This is a genomic window from Curtobacterium sp. MCBD17_028 (genome assembly GCF_003234875.1).
Taxonomy (GTDB): Bacteria; Actinomycetota; Actinomycetes; order Actinomycetales; family Microbacteriaceae; genus Curtobacterium.
In genome coordinates, this window is sequence record NZ_QKTQ01000005.1 from 49,527 (window position 1) to 75,658 (window position 26,132).

A 26,132-nucleotide genomic window follows, 5' to 3' on the forward strand; every position below is an offset into this window, starting at 1 on the left:
AGGGTAGTGCCCGCGCGCCGCCGACACCGTTCCGCTCACGACCTCCGCTAGGATCGACAGCGCTGTCCAGAGCCCGAGGTGTTCCGAATTTTGAAACTGTTCGTGCAGATCCCCGCCCTCAACGAAGAGGCCACGATCGCGTCCGTGATCGATTCGATCCCCCGCGAGATCCCCGGCATCGACGAGGTCGAGCTGCTCGTGATCGACGACGGCTGCTCCGATCGCACCGTCGAGGTCGCGCGCGAACACGGCGTCAAGCACTTCGTGCACCACACGACGAACATGGGTCTCGCGCGGTCCTTCCGGGACGGCGTCGACTACGCGCTCCTGCACGGCGCCGACATCGTCGTGAACACCGACGGCGACAACCAGTACCCGCAGGCCATGATCACCGAGCTGGTGCAGCCCATCCTCCGGCGCGAGGCCGACATCGTCATCGGTGACCGGCAGACCCGCACCATCGAGCACTTCTCGGCCTTCAAGAAGAGCATGCAGCAGTTCGGCAGCTGGGTCGCCAGCCGCGCGGCCGGCCTCGACCTGCCCGACGCCGCGAGCGGCTTCCGCGCGTACTCCAAGTACTCGCTCATCCGGCTGAACATCGTGACGCGCTTCAGCTACTGCATGGAGACCATCGTCCAGGCCGGGTACAAGCGCCTCGCGATCGCCAGCGTGCCGATCACCACGAACCCGAAGACCCGCGAGTCCCGCCTCTTCAGCAACATCTGGCAGCACATGTTCCAGTCGGGGTCCGCGATCGCCCGGGTCTACCTGATGTACCGACCCATGGCCCTGTTCGCCTGGATCAGCGTGCTGCTCGCCGTGTGCGGGCTCATTCCGTTCGTCCGGTACCTCGTCCTGCTGGCGGTGGACGGCGGGGGCAACCACCTGCAGTCACTCATCCTCGGCGTCGTCCTCGTCATCACGGCCCTGCTCTCGATCGTGATCGGCGTGGTCGCCGACCTGACACGCCTGAACCGGACGTTGCAAGAGGAGACACTCGACCTCCAGAAGCTCGCCCGGTATGGCGATTGACGCCCCTCCGATCACCCGTCGCGAGCGCATCGCCGTCGTCGCGCTGACGGTCGCGTTCGGGCTGGTACTCGCGCTGTGGGCGGTCCTGACCCCGCTGTTCCACACGCCGGACGAGGCCGCCCACGTGGACGCCGTGGTGCACGTGGCGCGCGGCGACGGCTGGGCGGCACCCGGGCACCTCCGCTACGAGGGCGCGACGGTCCAGGCGCAGGCGCTCGTGGGACACGTCCCGACCGACCAGGGCCCGACGTGGGGCGCGCTGGAACGCCGGTACACGCACGAGACCGGCGTGAACCAGATGACGCAGCACCCGCCGACGTACTACGTGCTCGCGGCCGGTGTCCTGCACCTCGTGCACTACGAGCACCTCCGGTACGACCTCGTCGTGCTCACCCTGCGGCTGTTCGACGCCCTCCTCGTGCTCGCACTCCCCCTGCTGGCGTGGGCGACGACCCGACGGCTGACGGGCTCACCCGCCGCGGCGCTCGTCGGCGGGGCAGCCGTCCTCGCGGTGCCACAGGTCGCACAGATCGGTGCCTCCGCGAGCAACGACCCGCTCGTCATGCTCGCCGGTGCGCTCGTCACGTGGCTCGGGGTCCGGGTCGTGACGGGCGACGTCCGGCGCCGCACGCTCCTGGCGCTGTCGGTCGCGCTCGGACTCACGGTCGCGTCGAAGGCGACGGGTCTGCCCGCGATCCCGTTCGTCGCCGTCGCGGCGTTCTGGTCCGGTGTCGGTGTCCTCCGTCCCGCGGTGCGCGCGCTCCGGGCGCTCGTCGCGCTCGCCGTCGCCGGGGTGCTCGGCGGCTGGTGGTGGCTCCACAACATCGTCGTGTACCACGCGCTCCAGCCGAACGGACTCATCGCCCTCCGTCCGGACGAGCCCTGGACCGGCGGGGCGACGCCGAACTTCGGCCAGTTCTTCAACAGCGAGTGGACGGGCCTCGGACCGACGTTCTGGGGTGACTTCGGACGCGCTCAGTTCCCGATGACCCCGGTGCTGACGGACCTGCTCACGATCGTCGGGATCGGCGGGATCGTCGTGTGGGGGTTCCGGCGCGGCCCCGCGCTCCGCTCGGCGATCGCGCTCGCGGTGTTCCCCGCGTTCCTCGTCGCGACCCAGCTGCTCAACAACTGGCAGAGCTACGACCGCACGCAGTTCATCGGCGGCGTGCAGGGCCGGTACTTCTTCCCGGGCATCGTGGCCCTCGTGGCGTTGAGCGCGCTCGCGTGGCGACCCGCCGTCCTGACGCCCGCAGGTCGCGCCCGGTTCGGCCGGGTGGCCCTGGTGACGGCCGTGCTCGTGGCCGCGTACGGCGTCACCGTCGGGTACCGCGGCTTCTGGGAGAAGAACCAGTTCCTCGTCACGCAGGACGGCCTCCACCGGCTCGCGAGCGTGAGTCCCGTCGGCGGCGCCGGCGTGACGGTCCTCACCGTGCTCCTCGGCGTCGCCCTCGTCGCGGCGGCCGTCACCACGTGGTGGGCGATCCCCGCAGCCGCGGCGGCGCGGACGCGCGCGGCGCGGAGCGAGGAGGTCCCGGTATGACCGCCGCCGAGCGCCTCGCGGCCACCGCGGTGGTCGTGCCGCGCCCCCGGGTGACCCGGCGCGAGGTCGTGGTGGTCGCGGTGGTCACGCTGGCGTTCGCGCTCCTGCTCGTCGTGTGGGCGCTCGTCACCCCGATGTTCCAGGCCCCGGACGAGGCCGCCCACGTCGACGCCGTGCTGCACCTCGCGCTCGGCGGCCACTGGGACGCCCCCGGGCAGCTGCACTACCTCAACGCGACGCGTGCCGCGGTCGACTCCGCCGCGTCGACCCCGCCCCTCCAGCGGCCCACCGTCGGTGCCCTCCTCGCGGCGCACCCTGGCGAATCGGTGCTCGTGGACCAGATGTCGCAGCACCCGCCCACCTACTACCTGGCTGCGGCGGTCGTCCTCCGGATCCTCCACCTCCACGACCTCCGGTGGGACGTCGCCGTCGTCGTGCTCCGCCTGGTCGACGCCCTCCTCGTCGCGCCGCTGCCGGTCCTGGTCTGGGCGACGGTCCGGCGGCTCACGCGGGCGCCGCGACTCGCAGCGGTCGCGCCGTTCGCGCTGTTCGCGGTGCCCCAGCTCGCGCAGATCGGTTCCTCCGTGACCAACGAGGCCCCCGTGTTCCTCCTGGGCGGCCTGCTGACGTGGTTCGGCGTCCGGATCCTCACCGGTGACCGGCGCTGGTGGACGACACTCGCGCTCGGGCTGACGTTCGCCGTGCTGGCGTCGGTGAAGGCCACGGGCCTCCCGGCGGTCCTGTTCGTCGCCGTCGTCGTGCTCGCCGCACGCGCCCTCCCCTGGCGGGCACGGCTGGCCCGCGCCGGGGTGGCGCTCGCGATCGGCGTGGTGCTCGGCTCCTGGTGGTGGGTGCACTGCCTCGTCGCCTTCCACACCCCGCTGCCGAACGGTCTCGCCGGTCTCACCCCGGTCACGCCGTGGCCGCCCGGCTCGACGCGGAACCTGGGACTCTTCGTCGACCAGCAGTGGGACGGACTGACGCGCTCGTTCTGGGGCGAGTTCGGCGGCTTCCAGTTCCCGATGACCCCGATCCTCACCGACCTCCTGTCGCTCGTGGCGCTGCTCGCGATCGCGTGGTCGTTCACCCGCCGGTTCCCGCAGCGCGGTGCCGTCGTCGCACTCGGCGCGCTGCCTGCGGCCGTGCTCCTCGCCGTCGTCGCGTACGACTGGCGGTCCTACGGTGGCCTGCACCAGATCGGCGGGACCCAGGGGCGGTTCCTGTTCGTCGCACTCGTCGCGGCGATCGCGATGAGTGCGGTCGCCTGGTCCGCGCTCGTGGTCCGGCCGGTGCTCCGTCGCCGGGCCGCCCGGGTCCTCGTCGTCGCGGCCCCGGCCGTCGGTGCGTACGGCTTGAGCGTCGCCTACCGGGGCGAGTACGAGCAGACGAACCTCGGGATCACGCGTCCCGGCCTCGCGCACCTCGCGTACACGACGCCGCTCGGGTCGCACGCCCTCGCCGTGGTCGGCGTCCTCATGGCGGTCGCGGTCGTCGTCGCGGTGGTGCTCGCGTGGCGCTGGTGCGGGCTCGGGTCCGGTCGGGACACGACCGGCCGGGAGGCCCCGCCCACCCCGGTCCCGTCGGTCACCGCCACGGGTCCCGTGACCGCGACCGACCGCCTCCCGGACGTCGACTGACGGAGCTCGGGACGCGACGACGCCCCGGCTCCTGGCGGAGGTCCGGGGCGTCGGGGTGCCGCGCGACGGGACGCGCGTCAGGCGTCGAGGAGGCGCTGCAGGTACACGCCGTACCCGCTCTTCGCGAGCGGTGCGGCGAGCGCGGCGAGCGCGGCGTCGTCGATCCAACCGTTCCGCCAGGCGATCTCCTCGATGCAGCCGATCTTGTGGCCCTGCCGGTCCTCGATCACGCGCACGTACTCCGACGCCTGCATCATCGACTCGAAGGTGCCGGTGTCGAGCCATGCGGTGCCGCGGTCGAGCACCTGGACGTTGAGCGCACCGGCCTCGAGGTACCGCTCGTTGACCGTCGAGATCTCGAGCTCACCGCGGGCACTCGGCTCGATCGTCTTGGCGATCTCGACGACGCGGTGGTCGTAGAAGTACAGCCCCGGCACGGCGTAGTTCGACTTCGGCTCGGCGGGCTTCTCCTCGATCGAGATCGCGCGGAAGGCGTCGTCGAACTCGACCACGCCGTAGGCCTTGGGGTCGGAGACGTGGTACGCGAAGATCGTCGCGCCGTCGATGTCGGTGTTCTTGCGGAGGTTCGTGCCGAGGCCGACCCCGTGGAAGATGTTGTCGCCGAGGACGAGCGCGACGCTGTCGTCCCCGATGAAGTCCTCGCCGATGACGAACGCCTGCGCGAGGCCGTCGGGCGAGGGCTGGACCGCGTACTCGATCGTCATGCCGAGCGCGGAGCCGTCGCCCAGGAGCGCACGGAACTGGTCGTTGTACTCCGGCGTCGTGATCACGAGGACCTCGCGGATCCCGGCCATCATGAGCGTCGACAGCGGGTAGTAGACCATCGGCTTGTCGTAGATCGGCATGAGCTGCTTCGAGATGCCCTTGGTGATGGGCCACAGCCGCGTGCCGGAACCGCCGGCGAGGATGATGCCCTTCATCGCGATCAGGCCCCCTTCAGCGAGTCGTAGAACGACCGGGCGTCCGCCCACTGCGGCAGCAGCCCCTGTGCCTCGGCCTCGGCGAGCGTCGGCGCCTCGGTGTCCTTCGGGGACAGCAGCAGCTCGCCCGCCTCCTCCGGGAACGCGAGCCCGATGGCCGGGTCGACCGGGCTGATGCCGTGCTCGCGCGTGGGCTGGTAGACGTCCGTGACGAGGTAGGACACCGTGGCGCCCTCCGTCAGTGCGACGAAGCAGTGCCCGAGCCCCTCGGACAGGAAGATCGCCCGCCGGTCCTGGTCATCGAGGAGCACCGAGTCCCACTCGCCGTACGTCGGCGAGCCGACCCGGATGTCGATGACGAAGTCGAGGACCGCGCCGTGCGTCGCCGTCACGTACTTGGCCTGGCTCGGCGGGATGTCCGCGAAGTGGATGCCGCGGACGGTGCCGCGCTTCGACACGGACGTGTTCGCCTGCTTGAGGTCGATCGAACGGCCGGTGGCCTCGGCCAGGCGGTCGAAGCGGTACCACTCGAGGAACACGCCACGGTCGTCCCCGAACTGCTTCGGCGTGATCTCGTAGCTGTCGGGGATCTTCAGTTCGCGGATCTGCACCCCGAGAGCGTAGCAAGGCACCGGTTCGCGCCCTCGCCCGGGAGCGGCGCGGCGCGGGTCGGCGGGGCGGTAGCCCATCGGTAAGCTCGCCGACGATGGAGGTCCGGATGCCAGTCACCCGCACGGAGCGCTGGACGATCGGCTCGATCACCGCGGCGTTCACCCTCCTGCTCGTCGTCTGGGCGCTCCTCACGCCGCTCTTCCAGGCGCCCGACGAACTGCCGCACACCGGTGCCGTCGTGGCGATCGCCACCGGTGAGGGCTGGCCGGCGCCGGGCGCACTGCGGGTGTCGAACGCGCTCCTCGCGGCCCGCGCCGAGGTCGCGACGACCGCGCCGGCCGACCGGGGCACCTGGGCCGAACTCGTCCGTGCCGCCCCCGGTGCGAGCGCCGGAGCGGACCAGATGACCCAGCATCCACCGACCGCCTACGCCCTGGCGGCCGTCGTGCTCCGCGTGGTCGGGTTCGAGGACCTGCGGTGGGACCACGTGATCGTCGTCCTCCGCCTCCTCGACGTCGCACTCGTCGCGCCGCTGCCCATGCTCGTCTGGGCTGCCGGCCGTCGCCTCACGCGGTCCCGGCGGTTCGGCCTCGTCGCGGCTGCGGCCCTGGCGGCCGTGCCGCAACTGGCCCAGATCGGTTCCTCGGTCACGAACGACGCGCTCGTGATCCTGCTCGGCGCGGTCGTGACCTGGCTGGCGGTCCGAGTGGCCACCGGCGATCTCCGGTGGCGCACCACGGTCGCACTCGGCGCCGCCCTCGGCGTCCTGGTGGCCACGAAGGCGACCGGGTTCCCCGCCGTCCCGCTCGTCGGCCTCGCCTTCGTCGTGGCCACCACGGCTCGTCTCCGCGTACGGCTGGGACGTGCGGCGGTGGCCCTCGCGATCGGCGCCGCGCTCGGGGGCTGGTGGTGGGTCCGCAACGTCGTGCGCTACGGCACCGTCCAGCCGAACGGGCTCGCCGGCACCTGGACGGCGTCGCCGTGGGCCCCGGGCCAGCAGCGCGACCCGGGGTTCTTCCTGTCGAGCGAGTGGTCCGCGCTCACGACGTCGTTCTGGGGCCGGTTCGGGCTCCTCTCGTACCCGATCGACCCGGTCGTCGTGGTGGCGCTCACCATCGCCGGACTCGTCACCGTGGTCGCCGCGGTCGTGCTCCGGTCACGGTAGCGTGGACCCGTGCTCGCGCTCGCGACGTTCCCGGCGGTGTCCCTGCTCCTCCTCCTGGCGAACAACTGGCAGTCGTACGGTCGGCTGCACCGGATCACCGGGGCGCAGGGGCGGTACTTCTTCGTGGCGCTCGCCGCGCTCCTGCTCGTCGCCGCCGTCGGCGGACTCCGTCTGCTCCCGGCGCGCTGGTGGCCCGTCGCCGGTCGGGTCGTCGCGGTCGGGGCGCCCGTCATGGCGGTCTACGGACTGTCCGTCGCCTACCGCGGCTTCGACGAGGGCGCCGCGCTCCGTGTCACCCGCGCCGGCCTCGCCCACCTCGCCGCGACCACCCCGCTCGGTGCGCCGGTCCTGCTCGCGGCCGTGTGCCTCCTGGCCGTCGCCGGGAGCGCGACGGTCGTCGCGGTGTGGCGATCGGCCGGCCGCGGGAGCGACGTCGGAACGACCGCCGTCGGCGCGGGGCCGGACCGCCCGTCGCTCCGACGAGCCCCCGCGGCGTCCCGCTAGAATCCTCGGCGACCCTCCGCCAGACCGTTAGGAACAGTCCGTGAAGATCCTCGTCACCGGTGGAGCCGGGTTCATCGGCTCCAACTTCGTCCGACGCACGCTCGAGGACGCCTACCCGGGCCTCGAGGGCGCCGAGGTCGTCGTCTACGACGCGCTGACCTACTCCGGCAACGAGCAGAACCTCGCCCCGGTCGCCGACTCCCCGCGCTACACCTTCGTGCACGGCGACATCACCGACGCGGCCAAGCTCGACGAGGTCGTCCCCGGCATCGACGCGATCGTGCACTTCGCCGCCGAGTCGCACGTGGACCGTTCCGTGCGGGACTCCGGCGTCTTCGTCGAGACGAACGTCGTCGGCACCCAGCGCCTCCTCGACGCGGCCCTGCGGCATCGCACCCAGCGCTTCGTGCACGTCTCCACCGACGAGGTCTACGGCTCGATCGCCGAGGGCTCGTGGACCGAGGACCGGCCGCTCGAGCCCAACTCCCCGTACTCCGCGTCGAAGGCCGGCAGCGACCTGCTCGCGCGCAGCTACCACCGCACCCACGGGCTCGACCTGTCGATCACACGGTGCTCGAACAACTACGGCCCGTACCACTTCCCTGAGAAGGTCATCCCGCTGTTCGTCACGAACCTCATCGACGACCAGCACGTCCCGCTGTACGGCGAGGGCGACAACATCCGCGACTGGCTGCACGTCGACGACCACACGCGCGGCATCGCCATGGTCCTGACCCGGGGCCGCGCGGGCGAGATCTACAACATCGGCGGCGGCACGGAGCTCACGAACAAGGAGCTGACCCAGCTGCTGCTCGACGCCACGGGCAAGGACTGGTCGTACGTCGACCGCGTGGCCGACCGGCTCGGGCACGACCTCCGCTACTCCGTCGACATCTCGAAGATCCAGGCCGAGCTCGGCTACGAGCCCCTCGTGCCGTTCGAGCAGGGCCTCGCCGACGTCGTGCAGTGGTACCGCGACAACCGCGCGTGGTGGGAGCCGCTCAAGGAGCGTGCGGCGCTCGCATGACCCGGTACCTCATCACCGGCGCGGGCGGCATGCTCGGCCAGGACCTCCAGCAGGCGCTCCTCGGGCGGGCGGTGACCGCGCTGACGCGTGCCGAACTCGACATCAGCGACGGCAGCGCCGTCGGTGCCGCGGTCGAGGGCCACGACGTCGTCATCAACGCGGCGGCGTACACGAAGGTCGACGACGCCGAGACCGACGAGGCCACGGCGCGGCGCGTCAACGCCCAGGGCGCCGAGATGCTCGCCCGGGCCGCGGTCCAGTCCGGCGCCCGGCTCGTCCACGTGTCGACGGACTACGTGTTCGACGGCACGGCGACGACGCCCTACGCCGAGGACACGCCGACCCACCCGGTGAGCGCCTACGGTCGCACGAAGGCCGAGGGCGAGGCGTTCGTCCGCTCCGTCGCCCCGCACTCGTCGTACATCGTCCGGGGCGCGTGGCTCTACGGCGCCGGCGGCCCGAACTTCGCCAAGACGATGCTCCGGCTCGCGGCGTCGCACGACACGGTGAGCGTCGTCACCGACCAGGTCGGCCAGCCCACGTGGACGGGCGACCTCGCACGGCAGATCGTCGCGCTCCTCGACGCCGACGCTCCCGCCGGGGTCTACCACGGCACGAACAGCGGGCAGGCCTCGTGGTTCGAGTTCACCAAGGCGATCTTCGCCGAGGCCGGCCTCGACCCGGAGCGCGTGCTCCCGACGGACAGCAGTGCGTTCGTCCGTCCGGCACCGCGTCCGGCCTACAGCGTGCTCGGGCACGACGGCTGGGCGGCGGCCGGGATCGCGCCGATGCGCGACTGGCGGGACGCCCTGCACGCCGCCGCGGCAGCGGGGGTCCTGACCGCCTGAGGGTCGCCGGGCGCCGTCGCGGCCCGGCGCCGTCGCGCCCGGCGCCGCCCGGGGCCGTCGCGCCCTGGGCCATCGCGCCCTGCGCCGACCGCGTTCAGCGCCGGGCGAGCCGCTCCTCGAGCGGGGCGACCACCGCGGCCGGTCGGAACCCGGCGGCACGGCTCCGGGCGGCCCTCCGGAGCGCCGCCAACCGGTCACGGTCCTCGGCGAGTTCGCGCAGCGCGGCCCCGAGCGCGGCCGCGTCCCCCGGCGGCACGAACAGCGCGTCCTCCCCGAGCATCCGTCGCTGCGGGGCGGTGTCGCTCGTGACGATCGCGGTACCCGCCGCGGCGCACTGGTACACCTTGTTCGGCACCACCCGGAGCGCCTTGTCGGTCGTCCCGAACACGCCGAGACCGACATGGTGCGCGGCGACCACGGACGGCAGGTCGGCGGCCTCCACCCAGGGCGTCCAGGTGACGTCGGGTCGGTCGCCGACGGCCGCGCGCGTGGCGTCGAGGTCCTGACCGGCCCCGATCATGGAGACCTCGACGAGCCCCTCGGGGAGGCCCGCGAGCGCGTGCCCGATCACCGCGGCCCCTTGGAGGGGCGTGAACAGTCCGAAGAACACGACGCGGACGGGTCCGTCCCCGGGCTCGGGCGCGGGCTCGACCGCGGACCACTCCGCGGGCGCGCCGACGGGCACGACGACCGCCTTCGACCGCAGCGCGGCCGGCACGAGGTCCCGGTGTTCCTCGGTGTCGAGGACGATGACGTCGGCGATGGTGAGGGCGGCGCGGTCGAGCCACCGGAGGGCGCGCTGGACGACGCCACCGCCGACGCCGCGGTCGGCCGCCGTGTCCGCGGCGAAGATCAGGTGGTCGAGCACGATGGTGGTCCGGGGGAACAGCGCTCGCGCCAACCAGACGTCGAAGTGCCCCATGTACCCGACGAGCAGTGCGTCGGGACGACCGGCGGCGCGGACCCGCAGTGCCCGGACGGCGAGCCGGCTCCACGACGACAGCAGCCGCACGGCCATCCGGACCGCCCCGGTCCGCGACCCGAGCATGGCCACGCGGTCCCGGGTGCTCAGGCCGAGCGGCACGTTCGCCTCGACGACCCGGTGGCCCCGGGCACGGAGGCCCTCGACGAGGACCGTGACGCGCGGGTGGTTCGCCGACTGGTACGTCCCGAATGCGAGAATGCGCACGTGGCCTCGTGTCCTCCCTGCCCGGGCCGATGCGTCATCGGCCGCGAACTACCCTAGGTGATCATGACCACGAGCCCCGAGACGCCGCCCGCCCCGCGACGCAGCCGCCGGACCGTCATCCGCGTCGTCGCCCTCGTGCTCGCACTGGCGCTGTGCGTGGCGTTCCTCGTGCCGCGCGCGGACGACATCGCCGCCGCCTTCGCGCGGCAGCGTCCGGCTCCGCTCGCGCTCGCACTCCTGCTCGGGTTCGCCGCGACGTGGGTGACGTTCCTGTCCTGGCGGAGCCTCCTGGCCGGCGCGGGGCACCGCCTCCCGCTCGGTGCCGCGCAGCGCGTGTTCTTCCTGTCACAGATCGGCAAGTACATCCCGGGCTCGGTGTGGCCGATCGTCGCGCAGGCGGACCTCGGCCGCGAGCACAAGGTGCCCGCGGCCAAGAGCGTCGCCGTCGGCATGCTGACCCTGCTCGTCAGTTGCGGTGCCGGCGTCTGCGTGGCGGCCGTCACCATCCCGTTCGTCGCCCCCGGCGCCTTCCGGACCTACTGGTTCGTGCTCCTGCTCGTGCCCATCGTCGTCGCCGCACTCCACCCGTCCGTGCTCGGCTTCGGCATGCGCCTGGCCTCACGGGTGACGCGTCGGGAGCTCGGTCAGCTCACGATCCCCTACCCGACCCTGGCCCGCGCGTTCGGGTGGGCGGCGCTCGCCTGGGGGCTGTTCGGCACGCACATCGCCCTCGTCCTGTCGCCGCTCGCGCACCTCCGCCCCGGCGTGTTCCTGCTCGTGATCGGCGGCTACGCGCTCGCGTGGCTCGTCGGCTTCGTCGTGTTCTTCCTGCCGGCCGGGCTCGGCGGGCGGGAGGCCACGCTCACCGCGCTGCTCGTGGCGGGCGTGCCGCTCGCCAGCGGGACCGCGGTGAGCGTCGCGGTGATGTCCCGGGTGCTGCTCACGGTCGTCGACGTCGTGTTCGCGGCCGTGTTCGTGCTGAACCGGCGGCACCGTCCCGTGCCGCCCGTCGCGGTCTCCACCGAGCGGGACGACCTCGGCGCGCTCGGCTCTCGCGGAACTCCAGGGCAGCACTGATAGGTTCGTGCGGCCTGCCGGGGACGTCCGCGGGCCGAGCGAGACCGGGTCCGACGCGTCGTCGGCGAACTCCAGGAGACCGAACAGCCCCATGACCACCCTCCGCGTGATCGTCGACCAGATCGTGGCCCCGGTGCCGGGCGGGATCGGGCGGTACGCCGAGGAACTGACGCGGGAACTCATCGCCACCGCACCGGCGGGCTGCGACGTCGAGGGCATCGTGTCGGCCGTCGACGCCGGGGACCTGGCGCACATCCGGACGCTCCTGCCGGGCCTGGCGGACCTCGAGCGCCTGTCGCTGCCCCGCCGCGAGCTCTCGCTCGCCTGGCAGGGCGGGTTCGCCCACGGCGCCAGCCGCGGGATGGTGCACGCGCCGAGCGTGCTCGCCCCGTTGGTCAAGCACGACCGTGGTCTGGAGCCGGGCCGGCAGACGGTCGTCACGGTGCACGACGTCGTGCCGTGGACCCACCCCGAGACCCTGACGCCCCGCGGTGTCCACTTCCACAAGGCGATGGTGAAGCGCGCGTACAAGTACGCGGACGCCGTCGTGGTGCCCACGCACGCGGTCGCGGCCGAGCTCAACGAGATCCACCGGTTCGAGGACCGCCTCCGCGTGATCGGTGGAGCGCCGAGCGGGCGACTCCGGGTCCCGGTCGACGCCGACGTGCGGGCCGAGCGCCTCGGCCTCCCGGAACGGTACGTGCTCGCGGTGGGGACGCTCGAACCGCGCAAGGGCCTCGGGCACCTCATCGCGGCGATGGCGCGCCCCGATGCTCCCGCCGACCTCCCGCTCGTCATCAGCGGTCCGGACGGCTGGGGCGACGTCGACGTGGCCGGCACGGCCGCCGCCGCGGGCCTCGCCCCGGGCCGCGTCAAGGTCCTCGGACGGATCGAGGACGCCGACCTCGCGGTCGTCTACGCCCGCGCGTCGGTGTTCGTGTTCCCGAGCCTGGCCGAGGGCTTCGGCCTGCCCGTGATCGAGGCGATGAGCCTCGGCACGCCGGTCATCCACTCGGACGCGCCGGCCGTGCGCGAGGTCGCCGCGGACGCCGCGGTCGTGGTCGACACGAACCCCATCGAGACGTACCCGGAACGACTCGCCCACGCGATCTTCCAGGTCGTCGGCGACCAGGCGCTCGCCGCGCAGCTCCGGGTCGCCGGTCCCGACCGCGCGCGCATGTTCGATTGGCGCGACTCGGCCGCCGAGGTCTGGCACCTGCACGCCGACCTCTGAGCGGCACGCGCGGGAGGCCCGTCACCGGCCTCGCCGCGCCGCCCGGGACGCCGTGGTCGGCCCGGCACCCCTCAGAGCTGCGCGCGGAGCGCCGCCGCCTTCTGCTCGACGAGGTCCTCGAGTCCCGCGGCGTAGTCGGCCAGACGCGCGGAGACGGCGGCGTCGGCGGAGCCGATGATGCGGGCCGCGAGGAGCCCAGCGTTGGCCGCGCCGTTGATCGAGACGGTCGCCACGGGTACTCCCGCGGGCATCTGCACGATCGACAGCAGTGAGTCGAGGCCGTCGAGCCGCGCGAGCTGCACGGGAACGCCGATGACGGGCAGCGTCGTCACGGCCGCGAGCATGCCGGGGAGGTGCGCCGCACCACCCGCGCCGGCGATGACGACCTGGATGCCGCGACCGGCGGCCTCCCGACCGAACCGCATCATCTTGTCGGGCGTGCGGTGGGCGGAGACGACGTCCGCCTCGAACGGGATGCCGAGCTCGGTCAGGATCTCGGCGGCCGCGCGCATCGTCGGCCAGTCCGAGTCGGATCCCATGACGATCGCGACGAGCGGGGACGGCGGTGCGGTGGTGTCGGTCACGGGTCGATGTTACCGGCGCGGGACCGGGCACCCGGCCGCGATCCGTCCGTCCGTTCGTCCGTCCGTCCGCGCGTCGAGATGGCCGCGCCGGCACACCGGCCACCGCGGTCGGTGGGCCTACCGGCTCGTGTTCGGCACCGTGACGGTCTTGCACCCGAGACTCGTGTCGGCGCCACCGCCGACGCTCACCGCCGTCAGGCAGACCCTCCGCGACCCGGCCGCCGCGGGGACGAGTGCGGTGAAGCCGTGGGACGCCCCCGCGCCGTACACCCGCGCGACGTCCTTCCGCGTCGTGTCGGCCGTGAACGTGGTCGTCGTCGACCCGATGGCGGCCCGGACGGTGAGGGCGGTCCCGGTCTGGTCGCCGTCGAACGCCCATCCGGCCACCCGGATGCCACCGGCCGCGCCGGTCGCCGAGTCGAAGGACCCCTTCGGGCTGACGGACGGGACGGTCACGGTCCTGCATCCGAGGCTGCTGTCGCCGCCGCCCGCGACCCCGGCCGCGCTCGCGCAGACCGCGTGCTTCCCGCTCGTCGCCGGGACGGTGGCGGAGAACCCGTGCGCGGCCGTGACGCCGTAGGCGCGCGCGACGTCGGGCCGGGTGACGTTCGCGGTGATCGTGGTCGCCGCGCCGTCGACGGTGATCCGGACGGACAGGGGCGTTCGGGTCGCGTCGGGATCGAACGCCCATCCCTGGACGGTGACACCGGCCGTGACCGCGGTGGCGCGGTCGAACGACCCCTTCGGGGCGGATCCCGCGGGCGCGGTCGTGCCGCCGTTGCCGGAGCTCGCGCTCACGGTGCCGTTCGCGTCCAGCACGGCGTTCGCGACGAGGGCCCGGGCGTAGCTCGGGTACCACTCCCCCGCGGCGGGCGCACCGCCACAGGAACCGTCGCTCGCGCCGGGGGTCTTCACCCACAGGAGGGCGTCGAGCGCCGTGCCGTCATCGACGACGCGCGGGGCCGCGCCGAGTCCGGCTCCGGGCCCGTTGCACCAGGTGCCCCGCCAGCCCTGCCCGTTGCGTGACGTGTCGATGACGTAGTGGGCGCCGCCCGTCGCCGCGGAGACCTGCTGGTCGTAGGCCTGCTCCTGCGCGGTCGGGTAGTAGTTCGCGACGTTGCTGAAGAAGCCGCGCGCATCGGCGACACCCGCGGAACGGAGGCGCTGCGCCATGGTGGCCGGGGGGACCCAGTTCGAGTTCCCCCCGTCGAGGTACGCCGGGACCCCCGCGGCGGTGAAGGCGCTGACCTCGTGCGACAGGAGCGCGTACCGGCTCGTCGCCTCGTCGGGGCAGCTGCTCAGCATCGCGAGGGAGTCCGGCTCGACCATCACGGCCGCTCGCTTCCCCCGCAGGGTCGATGCGATGAGGTCCACCCACCGCGTGTACTGCGTCGCGGTCATGCCGCCGGACGAGTAGCCGCCGCAGTCGCGGTTCGGGATCGCGTAGGTGACGTAGACGGGCGTCGCGCCCGCCCCGGCCGCCGCGGCCTCCGTCGAGGTGAGGAGGTCGACGAGCTGCGCGTTCGAGTACCACTCGCCCAGCCAGATCGCGACCGGGTACTGCGCGATGGCGCGGGCGGCCGCGGCCCCGCTGCTGTCGCCCGCCGCCGCGAGGCTGCTGGCCGCCTGGGCCGCCTGGCTCGTGGGCTCGCGGTACGGTCCGCCGGCGAAGACGCCGCTCGACGCGGCGCTGTGGACCGTGGCGGCGGTGAGGGGTGTGCCCGACGCGGCGGACGCCGCGGACACGGGCACGACGGCGATCGAGACGACCGCGGCGGCGGCCGCGACGATCCCGGCGGTCGCGGCGCAGAGAGAGCGGAGCATGGACGTTCCTGACGGCGTGGTGGGCGCGGTCGTGCGTCGGGGACGCACGGGGTGGAACGTGCGTCGGGAGCACACGTGACTGGCTGTTGTCCATGACAACAGCAGTGGTCACCCCTGTGCACCGCCCAGTCCGGGGGATCCCCCATCGGGGGACGGCGCCGGTCGGGAGGGACGGCGCCGGGCCGTCGCGCGGCCGCCCGTCAGTCGTCGAAGTGCGCTGCGGCCGCCCGGGCACGGAACACGACGTCGTCGACGTCGTCGCCCGTGACCGTGACGTGGCCGATCTTCCGCCCGGGCCGCGGCGCCTTGCCGTAGAAGTGGTACTTCGCCTCCGGGAACTCGGCGAGTGCGGCGGGGTAGCGCGACGCGAGGTCGCCGTCGGCCGGGCCGCCGAGCACGTTCACCATGGCCGCGGTGGGCGCGTGCATGCCCGGCGCTCCGAGCGGCAGGTCGAGGACCGCGCGGAGGTGCTGCTCGAACTGGCTCGTCGTGGCGCCGTCGATGGACCAGTGCCCGGTGTTGTGCGGCCGCATCGCGAGTTCGTTGATGAGGATCCGCTCATCGTCGGTCTCGAACAGCTCGACCGCGAGCACGCCCGTGACGTCGAGCTCCTCGGCGATGCGGACGGCGATGTCCTCGGTCGTGTCCGCGATCCGCCCCGCGCTGCCCGGCGCCGGCGCGATGACCTCGGCGCACACGCCGTTGCGCTGGACGGTCTCGACGAGGGGCCACGGGACGACCTCGCCCGAGGGACGCCGCGCCACGGACTGCGCCAACTCCCGCGTGAAGGCGACGAGCTCCTCGACGAGCAACGCGTCACCCGAGGCGGTCTCGGCCAGGGCGGTGAACCAGTCGTCGGCCTGGTCGGACGCCGTCACGACGCGGACGCCCTTGCCGTCGTACCCGCCACGGGCGGTCTTGACGACCGCGCGGCCGCCGTGGGCGTCGAGGAAGGCGCCCAGTTCGGCCGCGTCGTGCACGGCGGCCCAGTCGGGCACGGGCAACCCGAGCGACGACAGCCGTGTGCGCATGACGATCTTGTCCTGCGCCACGGCGAGGGCGGCGGGGCCGGGACGCACGGCCACGCCGGCGTCGACGAGCGCGGCCAGCACGTCCTGGGGCACGTGCTCGTGGTCGAACGTCACGACGTCGACCTCGCGCGCGAAGGCGAGCACGGTCGCGGCGTCGTGGTAGTCACCCGTGGCCGTCGCGGCGATCGAGGCCGCCATGCCCGGCTGCTCCGCGAGCACCCGGATGTCGAGGCCGAGTTCCACGGCCGGGGGCACCATCATCCGGGCCAGCTGTCCGCCACCGATCACGCCGACGCGCAACGCCATGTCCGTGTGTTCCCTCCACGACGACCGGGACCGATCCCAGCGCGTCATCTAGACTCGCGGCGGCCGTTCTCGCATCCGCCGGCCACAACTCTACGGAACCGGGAGGGCCCGTGCGGCGTCTCTTCGCACAGCTCGCGCGCTTCGGCATCGTCGGAGCAGTCGGGTTCGTGGTCGACACCGGCCTGTTCAACCTCCTCCGCCTCACCGTCCTCGCCCCCGAGCACGTGCACGCCGGTCCCTTCTTCGCCAAGCTCATCTCGACCACGGTGGCGATCCTCGTGAACTGGGTCGGGAACCGCTACTGGACGTTCCGGCACCAGCGCCGTTCCGTGGCCGTGCGTGAGGGCATCGAGTTCGTCGTCGTGTCACTCGGCGGCATGCTCATCTCCCTCGGGTGCCTCTGGATCTCGCACTACGTCCTCGGCTACCACTCCGCGCTCGCGGACAACATCTCGTCGAACGTGATCGGCCTCGTGCTCGGTACGGCCTTCCGGTTCTGGCTGTACAAGGTGTGGGTGTACCACCCGGACCGCACCCTGGACACGCAGGACCGCAGCGTCCCCGCGGTCGCAGCCGACACAACGCCCTGACCGCGAGCCGTCGTCGGCGCGTTCCACGACCCTCCCGGCCGTTGCCGGGTCGGGTGGGGGCCACCTGCCAGGATCGGGTCCATGCCAGGTTCTCGCCGTCGGGGCGGTCTCGTCCCGCTGCCCGTCGTCGTGTCACTCGGGGTCGGCGTGGCCCTCGCCCTCACGGGGTGCAGCGGCGGCGGCGACCCGACACCGACACGGACCGCGCACGGCGCGAGCGCGACGCCCCACCCGACCGGCGACGCCACCACCGCGACGGGTGCGACGGCGGGTGCTGCCCCGATCAGCAGCGGCGCGCCATCGGGACCGGCGTCAGCCGCCCCGGGAGCGACCGCGGGTGCCGGCGGGTCCGGCTCCGGCGGGTCGTCGTCCTCGGGCGGGGCCGGCACCGGGACGACAGCGCCGGTCGACGTCGCCGGGATCGCCGCGCAGGGCGTCACGGCCGCCGGTGGTGGCACCGTCATCGCGTTCTCGAAGTCCGGTGCCGACGGCTGGACCGTGCTCGTCGTGGGGACCGGCGGGGCCGAGACGCAGTCGGTCGTCTCGGGGACGACGGAACGGGTGATCAGCGGCCCCTTCCCGAAGCAGGTGGACGCCGCGACGCAGGCCGCGGACGCCGCCGCGGCGACGGCGGCACGCGTCGACGTCGCCCACGCCGCCACGACGGCGACCGCCGCGGTCGACGGCGGCAGGGTGACGTCCCTCCGCCTCGGCGCCGCCGGATCGTCGCACCGGTGGACCGTGCTCGTCAGTGCCGGCGGCACCACCCACACGGTCGTCGTCGACGCGACGACCGGCAGCGTCGTCTCGACGGCCTGACGGACGGGCGGGCGCGGACCGGGCGGCCGGTGGAGCGTCGGACTCCGGTCAGCGCCCCATGCCGCGGTACGTGAACCCCGCCTGCCGCCAGGCCTGCGGATCGAGGCAGTTGCGGCCGTCGACGATCGCCTTGGCCGCCACGAGGGCACCGACCGCGGCCGGCTCGAGGTCCCGGAACTCCTGCCACTCGGTCAGCACGAGGACGACGTCGGCACCGCCGAGGGCCTCGGCGGCGCTCTCGGCGTAGGTGAGTTCGGGATGGACGCGCTGCGAGGTGTGGACGGCCTCGGGGTCGAAGGCCACGACCACGGCCCCCGCCGCCCGCAGTCGTGCCGCGATGTCGAGCGCCGGGGAGTCGCGCACGTCGTCCGAGTCGGGCTTGAACGCCAGACCGAGCACCGCGACGCGGCGGCCCTGGACGTCACCGCCGAGGAGCTCCGTCGCGACGTCCACGAGGCGGTCGCGACGCCGCAGGTTGACGGCGTCGACGTCCTCGAGGAAGTCGAGCGTGTGCGGCAGGCCGAGTTCGATCGACCGGGCACGGAAGGCACGGATGTCCTTCGGCAGGCACCCGCCCCCGAACCCGAGGCCCGCGTTGAGGAACCGCCGGCCGATGCGGGCGTCGAGCCCGATGGCGTCGGCGAGGGCGGTGACGTCGGCGCCGGTGACCTCGGCGATCTCGGCCATCGCGTTGATGAACGAGATCTTCGTCGCGAGGAACGCGTTCGCGCTCACCTTCACGAGTTCGGCCGTCGCGCGATCGACCACGAGTCGGGGCGTCCCCGCGGCGAGGGCCGCGGCGTAGACGTCGTCGAGCACCTCGACCGCGCGCTCACCCTCGACCCCGTCCGGCACGCCGTACACGATCCGGTCCGGGCTGATCGTGTCCTGCACGGCGAAGCCCTCGCGCAGGAACTCGGGGTTCCAGACGAGCGTCGCGTCGGGTTCGGCCACGGCGAGGTCCTCCGCCAGGCGCGCCGCCGTGCCGACCGGCACGGTCGACTTGCCGACGACGAGCTGTCCGGCACCGACGTGCGGCAGCAGTGCGGCCACCGCCGCGTCGACGTACCGGAGGTCGGCCGCTCCGTCGGCACCCTGTGGGGTCCCCACGGCGAGGAAGTGCACCTCGGACCCCGCGACGTCCGCGATCTCCGTCGTGAACCGGATGCGGCCGGTCGCGAGGGCCTCGCTGAGGATCTCGGGGAGTCCCGGCTCGAAGAACGGTGCCTCACCGCGGGACAGCGCCGCGATCTTGACGGGATCGACGTCGACGCCGACGACCTCGTGTCCGAGCTTGGCCATGGAGACGGCGTGGACGGCACCGAGGTACCCACAGCCGATCACTGAGATGCGCACCCGACGAACTTACCGGAGCGCGCCGACGCCGAGCGGCCGGACGCACCGGGGCCTCACCCAGCGCCCCACCCCCGGTGTCCCCGTGGGCCCGGACCCCGGATCACCGGCGCGTCACGACCGAGCGCCTCCGGGTCCGACGTCGTCGGACCCGGGGCCGCGGAGGATCTCCTCCCACGTCGGACCGGTGGCGTGCGCGGCGGGCGGCGGTGCGGCACGGCCGGCGAGCTCCTGCACGGCGGCCGCCACGAGCGCGACACCCGGCACGTCCCAGAACAGCACCGGACGGTCCGACGCCCCCTGCACGACCACGTCCCCGGATCCGCAGAGCCGCTGCCCGATCGAGCGGTGCACGGACACGACGAGCGCTGGCGTCAGCACCACCTCGGTGCGGTGCCGCATGAGGACCCCCTCGTGCGCGACGAGTCGGTGCGTGGTGACGACGAACCGCGTCGACAACCAGCGGAGGAACGGCACGAGCGCCCCGAGCACGAGCACCACGAGCGCCGCCACCGACACGACGAGGTCGACCCACGCCCACTGCGCGTGGAACACGCCGTGACCGGAGCCGTAGCCCGCGGCCGCGACGAGGAGCGCGACGACGGGCCGGACCAACTGGCGCCCGGAGGGCCGGATCCGGGCGACGACGCGCTCGCTGGGTCCGTCCTCGTCGGGCATGGCGTCATGCATACCGCAGGTGCGTCACATCGCCCACGGCGATCGCCGTGACGGCACCGGATGCACGGCCTGCTCCCGGCGTGGACGCAGTGCCGGGCCCCTCGACGACCAGACGCCCCTCGTCGTCGAGGTCCGTCGCGGTCCCCTCGAGCACGGATCCGTCCGGGAGCTCGACGCGCACCTCGCGTCCGATGGTTCCGCACGCCGCACGGACCCGGGCGCGCACGGCGGGCAGGTCCGCGGACAGACCGGACACGGCCTCCCGGAACCGCGTCCAGAAGCCGGCCAGCACGACGTCGGCGAGGTCGTCGGCGCCCCCACGCGCACCGGCGAGCGCGAGCGACGTCGCGACGGGTGTGGGCAGGTCGTCCTCGGTCAGGGTGAGGTTCACGCCCGCGCCCACGACGACGGACCCGTCCGCGGCGACCTGGGCGAGGATCCCGCACAGCTTCCGGTCGTCGACGAGCACGTCGTTCGGCCACTTCACGGCGACCGCGGTCGCCGTGACGAGCGGCGCGACCGCGTCCCGCATCGCCACGCCGGCCACGAGCGGCAGCCAGCCCCGCGCCACCGGGTCGAGGTCGGCACGGACGAGCACGCTGACCGCGAGCGTGCGACCGGGCGGCGCCGTCCACACGCGGTCGAGCCGCCCGCGCCCGGCCGTCTGGTCGAGTGTGGCCAGCGCGGCGAGGTGATCGGTCACCGGCGCGGTGGCGAGGAGATCCGCGTTCGTCGACCCCGTCGACGCCACGACCGTGAGCGGCACCCCGGCGGCACGGGATCGTTCGAACGACATGCGAGCCAATGTACGGGTCGCGCCCCCGCCGGGAGCACGTCCGCCGGTTGCATGACACCGTGCACTCCGACCCCCAGGAACCGTGGGGACCCTCCAACGGACGGCGCTCGACCGGCCGGTAGGGTGATCGGGTGAGCACCCCCGAGTCCCCCAACGGCGTGGACGCGCCGGACCTGTCGACCACCGCCGGGCGCCTCGCCGACCTCCGGGTGCGGTACCACGAGGCCGTGACCGCCGCAGGCGAGGCCGCGATCGCCAAGCAGCACGCCAAGGGCAAGATGACCGCCCGCGAGCGCATCGCGGCGCTCCTCGACGAGGGCTCGTTCGTCGAGCTCGACGAGTTCGTGCGGCACCGCACCTCCGCCTTCGGCATGGACGCCAAGCGCCCCTACGGCGACGCGGTCGTCACGGGTACGGGCACGATCCACGGCCGGCAGGTCGCCGTGTACGCGCAGGACTTCACGGTCTTCGGCGGATCACTCGGCGAGGTCGCGGGCGAGAAGATCGTCAAGGTCATGGACCTGGCGCTCAAGACGGGTGTCCCGATCATCGGGATCCTCGACTCCGGTGGCGCGCGCATCCAAGAGGGCGTCGTCGCACTCGGCAAGTACGGCGAGATCTTCCGCCGGAACACCGCCGCGTCCGGCGTCATCCCCCAGATCTCCATCGTCATGGGTCCGGCCGCGGGGGGCGCGGTGTACTCCCCCGCCCTCACGGACTTCGTGATCATGGTCGACAAGACGAGCCACATGTTCGTCACCGGACCGGACGTCATCAAGACCGTCACCGGCGAGGACGTCGGGTTCGAGGAACTCGGCGGCGCGCAGACCCACAACGCGGTGTCCGGGGTGTCGCACTACCTCGCCGAGGACGAACAGGACGCACTCGACTACGCCCGCTCGCTGGTCGGGTTCCTGCCGGACAACAACCTGTCCGACGCCCCGGCCTACGACACCGCGGTCGAGCTCGAGACCACCGACGCGGACCGGGAGCTCGACGTCGTCATCCCGGACTCGACGAACCAGCCGTACGACGTCATGACGATCATCGACCACGTCGTGGACGACGGCGACTTCCTCGAGGTCCAGCCGCTCTTCGCACCGAACATCGTCATCGGGTTCGGTCGCGTCGAGGGACGCACGGTCGGCGTGATCGCGAACCAGCCGCAGGCGATGGCGGGGACCCTGAACATCGACGCCGGCGAGAAGGCGGCCCGCTTCGTCCGGTTCTGCGACGCGTTCTCCATCCCGATCCTCACGCTCGTGGACGTCCCGGGGTACCTGCCGGGCACCGACCAGGAGTGGACGGGCGTGATCCGGCGCGGCGCGAAGCTCCTGTACGCCTACGCCGAGGCCACGGTGCCGCTCGTCACGGTCATCACGCGCAAGGCGTACGGCGGGGCCTACATCGTCATGGGCTCCAAGCAGCTCGGCGCCGACATCAACCTGGCGTGGCCGACGGCCGAGATCGCCGTGATGGGCGGCCAGGGCGCCGTCAACATCCTCTACCGGAGCGACATCAAGCGCGCCGAGGAGGCCGGCGAGGACGTCGCCGCGGTCCGGGCGCAGCTCGCCAACGAGTACACGTACAACGTGGCGAGCCCCTACCTGGCCGCCGAGCGCGGCGAGCTCGACGGGATCATCCAGCCGCACGCGACGCGGGTCGCCGTGGTCAAGGCCCTGCGCGCCCTCCGCGGCAAACGTGCGGCCCTCCCGCCCAAGAAGCACGGGAACATCCCGCTGTGAGCGCCGACGCGAGCGCGTCGGACCGGCCGGGAGGCCCGGGGAGCGCCGACGGGATCGACCTCTCGGTGGTCGCGGGGTCGCCGACACCCGAGGACATCGCGGCCGTCACGGCCGTGCTCCGCGCTGCCGCCGACGCCGCAGCGGCGCGCGGCCGCACCGTGGTGTCGGTCGACCCCCGCGCCGGGTGGGAGGCCGCCAGCCGCTCTCCGCGGACGATGCCGTCGGGTGCCGCCGGAACCTGGTCCCGCTCGCTCCGCTGATCCCGGGCACCGCCGCGGCCACGTCGCGACATTCCGGGGTACGACATCCAGGAATGTCCCCCGAAATGACGACTGTCCCGGGACCGCGGCCGTGTCATCATCGATGTGTTCGATGTGCCTCTTCGAGGAACATCGCCGAGCGACGACCGATTCGGGTTCGGCGTCGCTCCCGTCGAGTCAGAGCGACATTCGGGTTGTCGCTCTGACTCGTTCCCTTCGACGAGCGGGCTGGTGGACCACCGGCCCGCTTCGTCGTTCAACGAGGCGCGTGAGCGTCGCGGGACGCCGTCCCTCAGCCGGCCGGGCGCGGGTCGAGGTGCCGTGGGATCTCGAGCCACAGCACGACGGAGTCGTCCTCGTCGCCGTCCTCGTCGTCGAGACCGGCTCCGAGCGCCGCGGACTCGCTCGCGTCGCCGTCCAGGCGGAGTCCGACGACCGTGACGGCGGTGTCCGATCCCCCGGGAACGGTGCGGATCACCACGGTGTCGGCACCCGCGGCAGCCCGGAGGCCCCGCGCCAGCTCCGCGTGGACGCGCGCGCGGTCCTCGTCCTCGAGTTCGTCGAGACCACCCTCGTCGAGGAGCTGGACGGTGGCACCGGCGCGCCGGAGCGCCATGACCTCGTGCCGGACCTCGTCCGAGAGCAGGCTCCGCCCCCGGATCTCGTCGCGGATGGCGCCCTCGAGGTTGACGGACTCGAGTCGCTCCTCGGCGGACAGGTCCCCGCAGGTGGCGATGATCCGCTGGAGCATCGGCAGCGCCATGCGGGTCGTCTGCTCGAGCCGGAACTGCCGCTCGTGCACGTGGGCGTCCTGTGCCGCCTGCCAGTCGACGGTCTCCTGCTCGGCCCGGACGAAGTCGCGGAGCACGCGGGTCGCACCGTTCATCGCGGCGACGAACGCCGACGCGATGGCCACCCACGACAGGCTCCCGATCACCCCGAGCGACGCCAGCCCGCCGGGTCCCGCCCACAGCACCGAGTGGAGCGCGAGGAACCCGACGCCGATCCACGCGAACGCCGTGCGCTGGCGGACGACGAGGATAACCATGAGCGTCCCGACGGCCGCGACGTACCAGGTCGCGTACCCGGTGCCGACCGAGGCCGGGGGGACCTCCGGCGCGATGACGAGCGGCATCACGACCGACGTGGCGAGCGCGAAGCAGGCCGACCACACCGGGAGCGTGCCGTCCGTCGTGACGAGGGCGGCAGCGGTGGCGGCGACGTAGAGGACCATGCACGCGATGACCGGCTGGACGTCCCGGACCTCGGACAAGGACGTCACGGCGAGCACCAGGTGGTACAGCGAGAAGATCGCGGCGAGCGCGGTGGCGACGCCGGCGGGGAGGGAGGCCCTCATCGTCCACCCCGCGACGGAGCCGCCTCGACCGGGACGGACGCGGGCGCGGCCGCGGGCGCCCAGGTGAGCACGACGCGGGTGCCGCGACCGGGCGCGCTGACGAGCCGCGCCTCCCCGCCGGCGACCCCGACGCGCTCGATGATGGACCGACGCACGCCGAGCCGCTCGGCCGGCACGGTCCCCGGATCGAACCCGGCGCCGTCGTCGCCGATCTCGATGCGCACGCCGGCGGCGCCGATCCCGATGAGCGTGACCCACCGACGGACGGCGTCGTCGCCCGCGTGTTGCACGCTGTTCACCGCGGCCTGCAGGGTCGCGGCGGCGAGGGCCTCGGCGACCGACGCCGGCAGGTCGCGGTCGTCGACGTCCTGGGAGCGGACGTCCACGGGGGCGGCGAGCGCCCCGACGGTCTCCACCACGCGGGACCGGACCGCGGAGAACGGCACCGGCGGCACCACGGCGGGGCCGCCCCGCGCGGCCGCCGCGTCGAGGTGGGCGATCGCGTTCCGCGCCATCGTCGCCGCGAGGGTCTTCGCCTCGGGGGTGTCGGCGCGCGCCGCCGAGAGCAGGGTGGTGAGCACGCTGTCGTGCACGATGGCGTCGACCTGCACCCGCTCGAGCTCGATGGCGTGTTCGCGCATGGCCCGGGCGTAGCGCTGCACCGCGGTCGCCTGCGCGGCGTCGACGGCGGCGGCGGCACGGCGGATCACGACGATGAGCACGAGGGCCGCGCCCCCGAGGATCATGACGTACACGCCGTCGAGCACGGCGCGGGGCAGCGAGACGGCGCCGCCCGATGGGGTCATCCGGACGACGACGTAGGCGACGGGCACGAGGACGTTGTAGACGGCTGCGATCTGCCACGTGCGGAACGCGATGGCGGCTGCGATCGTCGCGACGTTGCACAACCACCAGAGCCAGGGCACCTGCGCCTGCGGGAGGCTCCCCGGCACCGTCAACGGCCAGGTGACGAGCGCGACGAGGAACACGACCGCGACGACGATCTGCGCGGTCCGCGCGAGCCGGCGGACGACGGCCGTCGCCCCGACGAACACGATCGAGGCGCAGACGACGAGCGCCACGACGAGTCCCCACACGGGGTCGAGCGACGGGAGCTGCTGGAGCACCGGCGGGACGGTGACCGCGCCGAACCCGAGGGCCGCCGCGGCGAGCATGACCGCGATGGCCCGCTCGAGGGTGGTCGCGGTGATGGCCGGCCGGATGCTCCGGCTCGGGTCCGCCGCGACCGGCGGTGCGGCGTCAGCGACCATCGCCGTCCGCGTCGAGTCCCGGCAGGATGCCGTCCTCGACCGCACGGCGCAGCAGATCGACCTTGGTCGGGGCCGGGCGTCCGACCTCGACGTACTTCACGCGGATGCGGTCCAGGTACTCGCGCGCGGTGGAGTAGCCGATGCCGAGCTGCTGGGCGGCGAGCTTGAGCGGCAGCCCGGACGCGTACAGGTGCAGGATCTCGCGTTCGCGACGCCCGAGCTGGGCCTTGGCGAAGTCGCGGTCGGCGTCGATGGCGCTCGCCCACTCGAGGTTGTTGAGGACGTCCCCGCGCGCGACGGTCGCGACCGCGGCCATGACGGTCTTCGTCGCGGAGGACTTCGGGATGACCCCGGCGGCACCGGCGGCGAGGGCCTCTCGGACGCTCGCGACGCGGTCGGCGATGCTGTGCACGAGGACGGCGGCCCCCGTGCCCTGGACGTGCTTGACGTTCTCGGTCACGGTCGAGCCGTCGCCGAGGGACAGGTCGAGCACGACGACGTCGACCTCGCGCCCGGCGAGGGCCTCGACGTACTCCGGGACGCCCGCGGCGGTGAGCACGACCTCGTAGCCCTCGGCCTGGCACGCGGCCTGGATGCCGAGCCGGACGGACTCGTGGTCGTCGACGATCGCGACCCGGACCGGCCTGGTCGTCGTGCTCGTGTGGTCCACGCTGGTGGACGTCGTTCCTGGTGCCACGGTCGCCTCGCT

At 73.3% G+C, this 26,132-nt stretch carries 25 protein-coding genes; 13 read left to right on the top strand and 12 right to left on the bottom strand.

The window, feature by feature from the left end; genetic code table 11:
* The first annotated feature begins 102 nt into the window (after positions 1-102).
* From DEI86_RS07965 to DEI86_RS07975, 3 genes are read left to right on the top strand one after another with little or no spacing between them, the layout of a single operon-like run.
* Positions 103-1,032, top strand: a complete 930-nt coding sequence (locus DEI86_RS07965; protein WP_375334619.1) for a glycosyltransferase family 2 protein — start codon at positions 103-105, stop codon at positions 1,030-1,032.
* Positions 1,022-2,575 (top strand): DUF2142 domain-containing protein, encoded by a 1,554-nt coding sequence (locus DEI86_RS07970; protein ID WP_111049246.1) that lies wholly within the window; start codon positions 1,022-1,024, stop codon positions 2,573-2,575. Before DEI86_RS07965 ends, DEI86_RS07970 begins: the two co-directional genes overlap by 11 nt.
* Positions 2,572-4,212, top strand: coding sequence for a DUF2142 domain-containing protein (locus tag DEI86_RS07975; protein WP_111049247.1), 1,641 nt, complete (start codon positions 2,572-2,574; stop codon positions 4,210-4,212). Before DEI86_RS07970 ends, DEI86_RS07975 begins: the two co-directional genes overlap by 4 nt.
* A gap of 77 nt (positions 4,213-4,289) precedes the next feature.
* On the opposite strand, the gene rfbA is transcribed toward DEI86_RS07975, so the two are convergent.
* Both rfbA and DEI86_RS07985 read right to left on the bottom strand, forming a co-directional pair.
* Positions 4,290-5,153: a glucose-1-phosphate thymidylyltransferase RfbA gene (gene rfbA, locus DEI86_RS07980; RefSeq protein ID WP_111013463.1), complete on the bottom strand. Its 864-nt coding sequence runs from the start codon at positions 5,151-5,153 to the stop codon at positions 4,290-4,292.
* A gap of 5 nt (positions 5,154-5,158) precedes the next feature.
* Entirely contained in the window at positions 5,159-5,764 is a 606-nt protein-coding gene (locus DEI86_RS07985) for a dTDP-4-dehydrorhamnose 3,5-epimerase family protein (RefSeq protein ID WP_111049248.1), read from the bottom strand.
* Positions 5,765-5,871: 107 nt separating this feature from the next.
* On the opposite strand from DEI86_RS07985, the gene DEI86_RS07990 reads away from it, so the two are divergent.
* The 4 genes from DEI86_RS07990 to rfbD are packed head-to-tail and all read left to right on the top strand — an operon-like array spanning position 5,872 to position 9,309.
* Positions 5,872-6,930, top strand: a complete 1,059-nt coding sequence (locus tag DEI86_RS07990; RefSeq protein WP_181439734.1) for a DUF2142 domain-containing protein — start codon at positions 5,872-5,874, stop codon at positions 6,928-6,930.
* Between the two features lie 9 nt (positions 6,931-6,939).
* Complete coding sequence (locus DEI86_RS07995; RefSeq protein ID WP_111049250.1) at positions 6,940-7,434, top strand: hypothetical protein; 495 nt, start codon at positions 6,940-6,942, stop codon at positions 7,432-7,434.
* Positions 7,435-7,474: 40 nt separating this feature from the next.
* The gene (gene rfbB / locus DEI86_RS08000; protein WP_111013465.1) at positions 7,475-8,461 is read left to right on the top strand and encodes a dTDP-glucose 4,6-dehydratase; all 987 of its coding nucleotides are present in this window, start codon (positions 7,475-7,477) and stop codon (positions 8,459-8,461) included.
* Positions 8,458-9,309 (top strand): dTDP-4-dehydrorhamnose reductase, encoded by an 852-nt coding sequence (gene rfbD / locus DEI86_RS08005; RefSeq protein ID WP_111049251.1) that lies wholly within the window; start codon positions 8,458-8,460, stop codon positions 9,307-9,309. Before rfbB ends, rfbD begins: the two co-directional genes overlap by 4 nt.
* 94 nt (positions 9,310-9,403) lie before the next feature.
* On the opposite strand, the gene DEI86_RS08010 is transcribed toward rfbD, so the two are convergent.
* Complete coding sequence (locus DEI86_RS08010) at positions 9,404-10,498, bottom strand: glycosyltransferase (RefSeq protein WP_258376486.1); 1,095 nt, start codon at positions 10,496-10,498, stop codon at positions 9,404-9,406.
* A 63-nt stretch (positions 10,499-10,561) separates the two neighbouring features.
* On the opposite strand from DEI86_RS08010, the gene DEI86_RS08015 reads away from it, so the two are divergent.
* Positions 10,562-11,575 carry a lysylphosphatidylglycerol synthase transmembrane domain-containing protein gene (locus DEI86_RS08015; protein ID WP_146244886.1) on the top strand — a complete coding sequence of 338 codons (1,014 nt, stop codon included), beginning with the start codon at positions 10,562-10,564 and terminating at the stop codon, positions 11,573-11,575.
* A gap of 91 nt (positions 11,576-11,666) precedes the next feature.
* The gene (locus tag DEI86_RS08020) at positions 11,667-12,809 is read left to right on the top strand and encodes a glycosyltransferase family 1 protein (protein ID WP_111049253.1); all 1,143 of its coding nucleotides are present in this window, start codon (positions 11,667-11,669) and stop codon (positions 12,807-12,809) included.
* Positions 12,810-12,880: 71 nt separating this feature from the next.
* Here the strand turns inward: DEI86_RS08020 and purE are convergent, their stop codons facing one another.
* The 3 genes from purE to DEI86_RS08035 all read right to left on the bottom strand — a co-directional run bounded on the left by purE (position 12,881) and on the right by DEI86_RS08035 (position 16,602).
* A complete protein-coding gene (purE, locus tag DEI86_RS08025) occupies positions 12,881-13,348 on the bottom strand; it encodes a 5-(carboxyamino)imidazole ribonucleotide mutase (RefSeq protein WP_111009629.1) in 468 nt (155 codons plus the stop codon).
* A gap of 162 nt (positions 13,349-13,510) precedes the next feature.
* The gene (locus tag DEI86_RS08030; RefSeq protein ID WP_111049254.1) at positions 13,511-15,217 is read right to left on the bottom strand and encodes a glycoside hydrolase family 6 protein; all 1,707 of its coding nucleotides are present in this window, start codon (positions 15,215-15,217) and stop codon (positions 13,511-13,513) included.
* A 200-nt stretch (positions 15,218-15,417) separates the two neighbouring features.
* Positions 15,418-16,602 carry a 5-(carboxyamino)imidazole ribonucleotide synthase gene (locus DEI86_RS08035; protein ID WP_258376487.1) on the bottom strand — a complete coding sequence of 395 codons (1,185 nt, stop codon included), beginning with the start codon at positions 16,600-16,602 and terminating at the stop codon, positions 15,418-15,420.
* A gap of 62 nt (positions 16,603-16,664) precedes the next feature.
* Here DEI86_RS08035 and DEI86_RS08040 point away from each other — a divergent pair, with 62 nt between their 5' ends.
* Both DEI86_RS08040 and DEI86_RS08045 read left to right on the top strand, forming a co-directional pair.
* Positions 16,665-17,144, top strand: coding sequence for a GtrA family protein (locus DEI86_RS08040; RefSeq protein WP_111009529.1), 480 nt, complete (start codon positions 16,665-16,667; stop codon positions 17,142-17,144).
* A gap of 81 nt (positions 17,145-17,225) precedes the next feature.
* Entirely contained in the window at positions 17,226-17,963 is a 738-nt protein-coding gene (locus tag DEI86_RS08045; RefSeq protein WP_111013469.1) for a hypothetical protein, read from the top strand.
* A 48-nt stretch (positions 17,964-18,011) separates the two neighbouring features.
* On the opposite strand, the gene DEI86_RS08050 is transcribed toward DEI86_RS08045, so the two are convergent.
* From DEI86_RS08050 to DEI86_RS08060, 3 genes are all read right to left on the bottom strand, one after another.
* The gene (locus DEI86_RS08050; protein WP_111049255.1) at positions 18,012-19,319 is read right to left on the bottom strand and encodes a UDP-glucose/GDP-mannose dehydrogenase family protein; all 1,308 of its coding nucleotides are present in this window, start codon (positions 19,317-19,319) and stop codon (positions 18,012-18,014) included.
* Positions 19,320-19,430: 111 nt separating this feature from the next.
* The gene (locus DEI86_RS08055) at positions 19,431-19,994 is read right to left on the bottom strand and encodes a PH domain-containing protein (protein ID WP_111071363.1); all 564 of its coding nucleotides are present in this window, start codon (positions 19,992-19,994) and stop codon (positions 19,431-19,433) included.
* A gap of 4 nt (positions 19,995-19,998) precedes the next feature.
* Positions 19,999-20,790 (bottom strand): biotin--[acetyl-CoA-carboxylase] ligase, encoded by a 792-nt coding sequence (locus tag DEI86_RS08060; protein WP_111049256.1) that lies wholly within the window; start codon positions 20,788-20,790, stop codon positions 19,999-20,001.
* A gap of 131 nt (positions 20,791-20,921) precedes the next feature.
* Between DEI86_RS08060 and DEI86_RS08065 the strand changes: the two genes are divergently transcribed.
* A complete protein-coding gene (locus tag DEI86_RS08065; protein ID WP_181435168.1) occupies positions 20,922-22,535 on the top strand; it encodes an acyl-CoA carboxylase subunit beta in 1,614 nt (537 codons plus the stop codon).
* A complete protein-coding gene (locus DEI86_RS08070) occupies positions 22,532-22,795 on the top strand; it encodes an acyl-CoA carboxylase epsilon subunit (RefSeq protein WP_111049257.1) in 264 nt (87 codons plus the stop codon). The genes DEI86_RS08065 and DEI86_RS08070 overlap by 4 nt, the downstream gene beginning before the upstream one ends.
* Positions 22,796-23,087: 292 nt before the next feature.
* Here the strand turns inward: DEI86_RS08070 and DEI86_RS08075 are convergent, their stop codons facing one another.
* The 3 genes from DEI86_RS08075 to DEI86_RS08085 are packed head-to-tail and all read right to left on the bottom strand — an operon-like array spanning position 23,088 to position 26,093.
* Positions 23,088-24,152: a hypothetical protein gene (locus tag DEI86_RS08075; protein ID WP_111036611.1), complete on the bottom strand. Its 1,065-nt coding sequence runs from the start codon at positions 24,150-24,152 to the stop codon at positions 23,088-23,090.
* The gene (locus tag DEI86_RS08080; RefSeq protein WP_111026199.1) at positions 24,149-25,423 is read right to left on the bottom strand and encodes an ATP-binding protein; all 1,275 of its coding nucleotides are present in this window, start codon (positions 25,421-25,423) and stop codon (positions 24,149-24,151) included. The genes DEI86_RS08075 and DEI86_RS08080 overlap by 4 nt, the downstream gene beginning before the upstream one ends.
* Positions 25,413-26,093 (bottom strand): response regulator transcription factor, encoded by a 681-nt coding sequence (locus DEI86_RS08085; protein WP_258370166.1) that lies wholly within the window; start codon positions 26,091-26,093, stop codon positions 25,413-25,415. Before DEI86_RS08085 ends, DEI86_RS08080 begins: the two co-directional genes overlap by 11 nt.
* Between the last annotated feature and the right edge of the window lie 39 nt (positions 26,094-26,132).

What these genes read in the sequence shown, in the direction of transcription:
- DEI86_RS07970 (WP_111049246.1), top strand. Translation starts at nt 1,022, where the DNA reads ATGGCGATTGACGCCCCTCCGATCACCCGTCGCGAGCGCATCGCCGTC.
- DEI86_RS07975 (WP_111049247.1), top strand. Translation starts at nt 2,572, where the DNA reads ATGACCGCCGCCGAGCGCCTCGCGGCCACCGCGGTGGTCGTGCCGCGC.
- rfbA (WP_111013463.1), bottom strand. Translation starts at nt 5,153, where the DNA reads ATGAAGGGCATCATCCTCGCCGGCGGTTCCGGCACGCGGCTGTGGCCC.
- DEI86_RS07990 (WP_181439734.1), top strand. Translation starts at nt 5,872, where the DNA reads ATGCCAGTCACCCGCACGGAGCGCTGGACGATCGGCTCGATCACCGCG.
- rfbD (WP_111049251.1), top strand. Translation starts at nt 8,458, where the DNA reads ATGACCCGGTACCTCATCACCGGCGCGGGCGGCATGCTCGGCCAGGAC.
- DEI86_RS08015 (WP_146244886.1), top strand. Translation starts at nt 10,562, where the DNA reads ATGACCACGAGCCCCGAGACGCCGCCCGCCCCGCGACGCAGCCGCCGG.
- DEI86_RS08020 (WP_111049253.1), top strand. Translation starts at nt 11,667, where the DNA reads ATGACCACCCTCCGCGTGATCGTCGACCAGATCGTGGCCCCGGTGCCG.
- purE (WP_111009629.1), bottom strand. Translation starts at nt 13,348, where the DNA reads ATGGGATCCGACTCGGACTGGCCGACGATGCGCGCGGCCGCCGAGATC.
- DEI86_RS08030 (WP_111049254.1), bottom strand. Translation starts at nt 15,217, where the DNA reads ATGCTCCGCTCTCTCTGCGCCGCGACCGCCGGGATCGTCGCGGCCGCC.
- DEI86_RS08035 (WP_258376487.1), bottom strand. Translation starts at nt 16,602, where the DNA reads ATGACGCGCTGGGATCGGTCCCGGTCGTCGTGGAGGGAACACACGGAC.
- DEI86_RS08045 (WP_111013469.1), top strand. Translation starts at nt 17,226, where the DNA reads ATGCCAGGTTCTCGCCGTCGGGGCGGTCTCGTCCCGCTGCCCGTCGTC.
- DEI86_RS08055 (WP_111071363.1), bottom strand. Translation starts at nt 19,994, where the DNA reads ATGCCCGACGAGGACGGACCCAGCGAGCGCGTCGTCGCCCGGATCCGG.
- DEI86_RS08060 (WP_111049256.1), bottom strand. Translation starts at nt 20,790, where the DNA reads ATGTCGTTCGAACGATCCCGTGCCGCCGGGGTGCCGCTCACGGTCGTG.
- DEI86_RS08075 (WP_111036611.1), bottom strand. Translation starts at nt 24,152, where the DNA reads ATGAGGGCCTCCCTCCCCGCCGGCGTCGCCACCGCGCTCGCCGCGATC.
- DEI86_RS08080 (WP_111026199.1), bottom strand. Translation starts at nt 25,423, where the DNA reads ATGGTCGCTGACGCCGCACCGCCGGTCGCGGCGGACCCGAGCCGGAGC.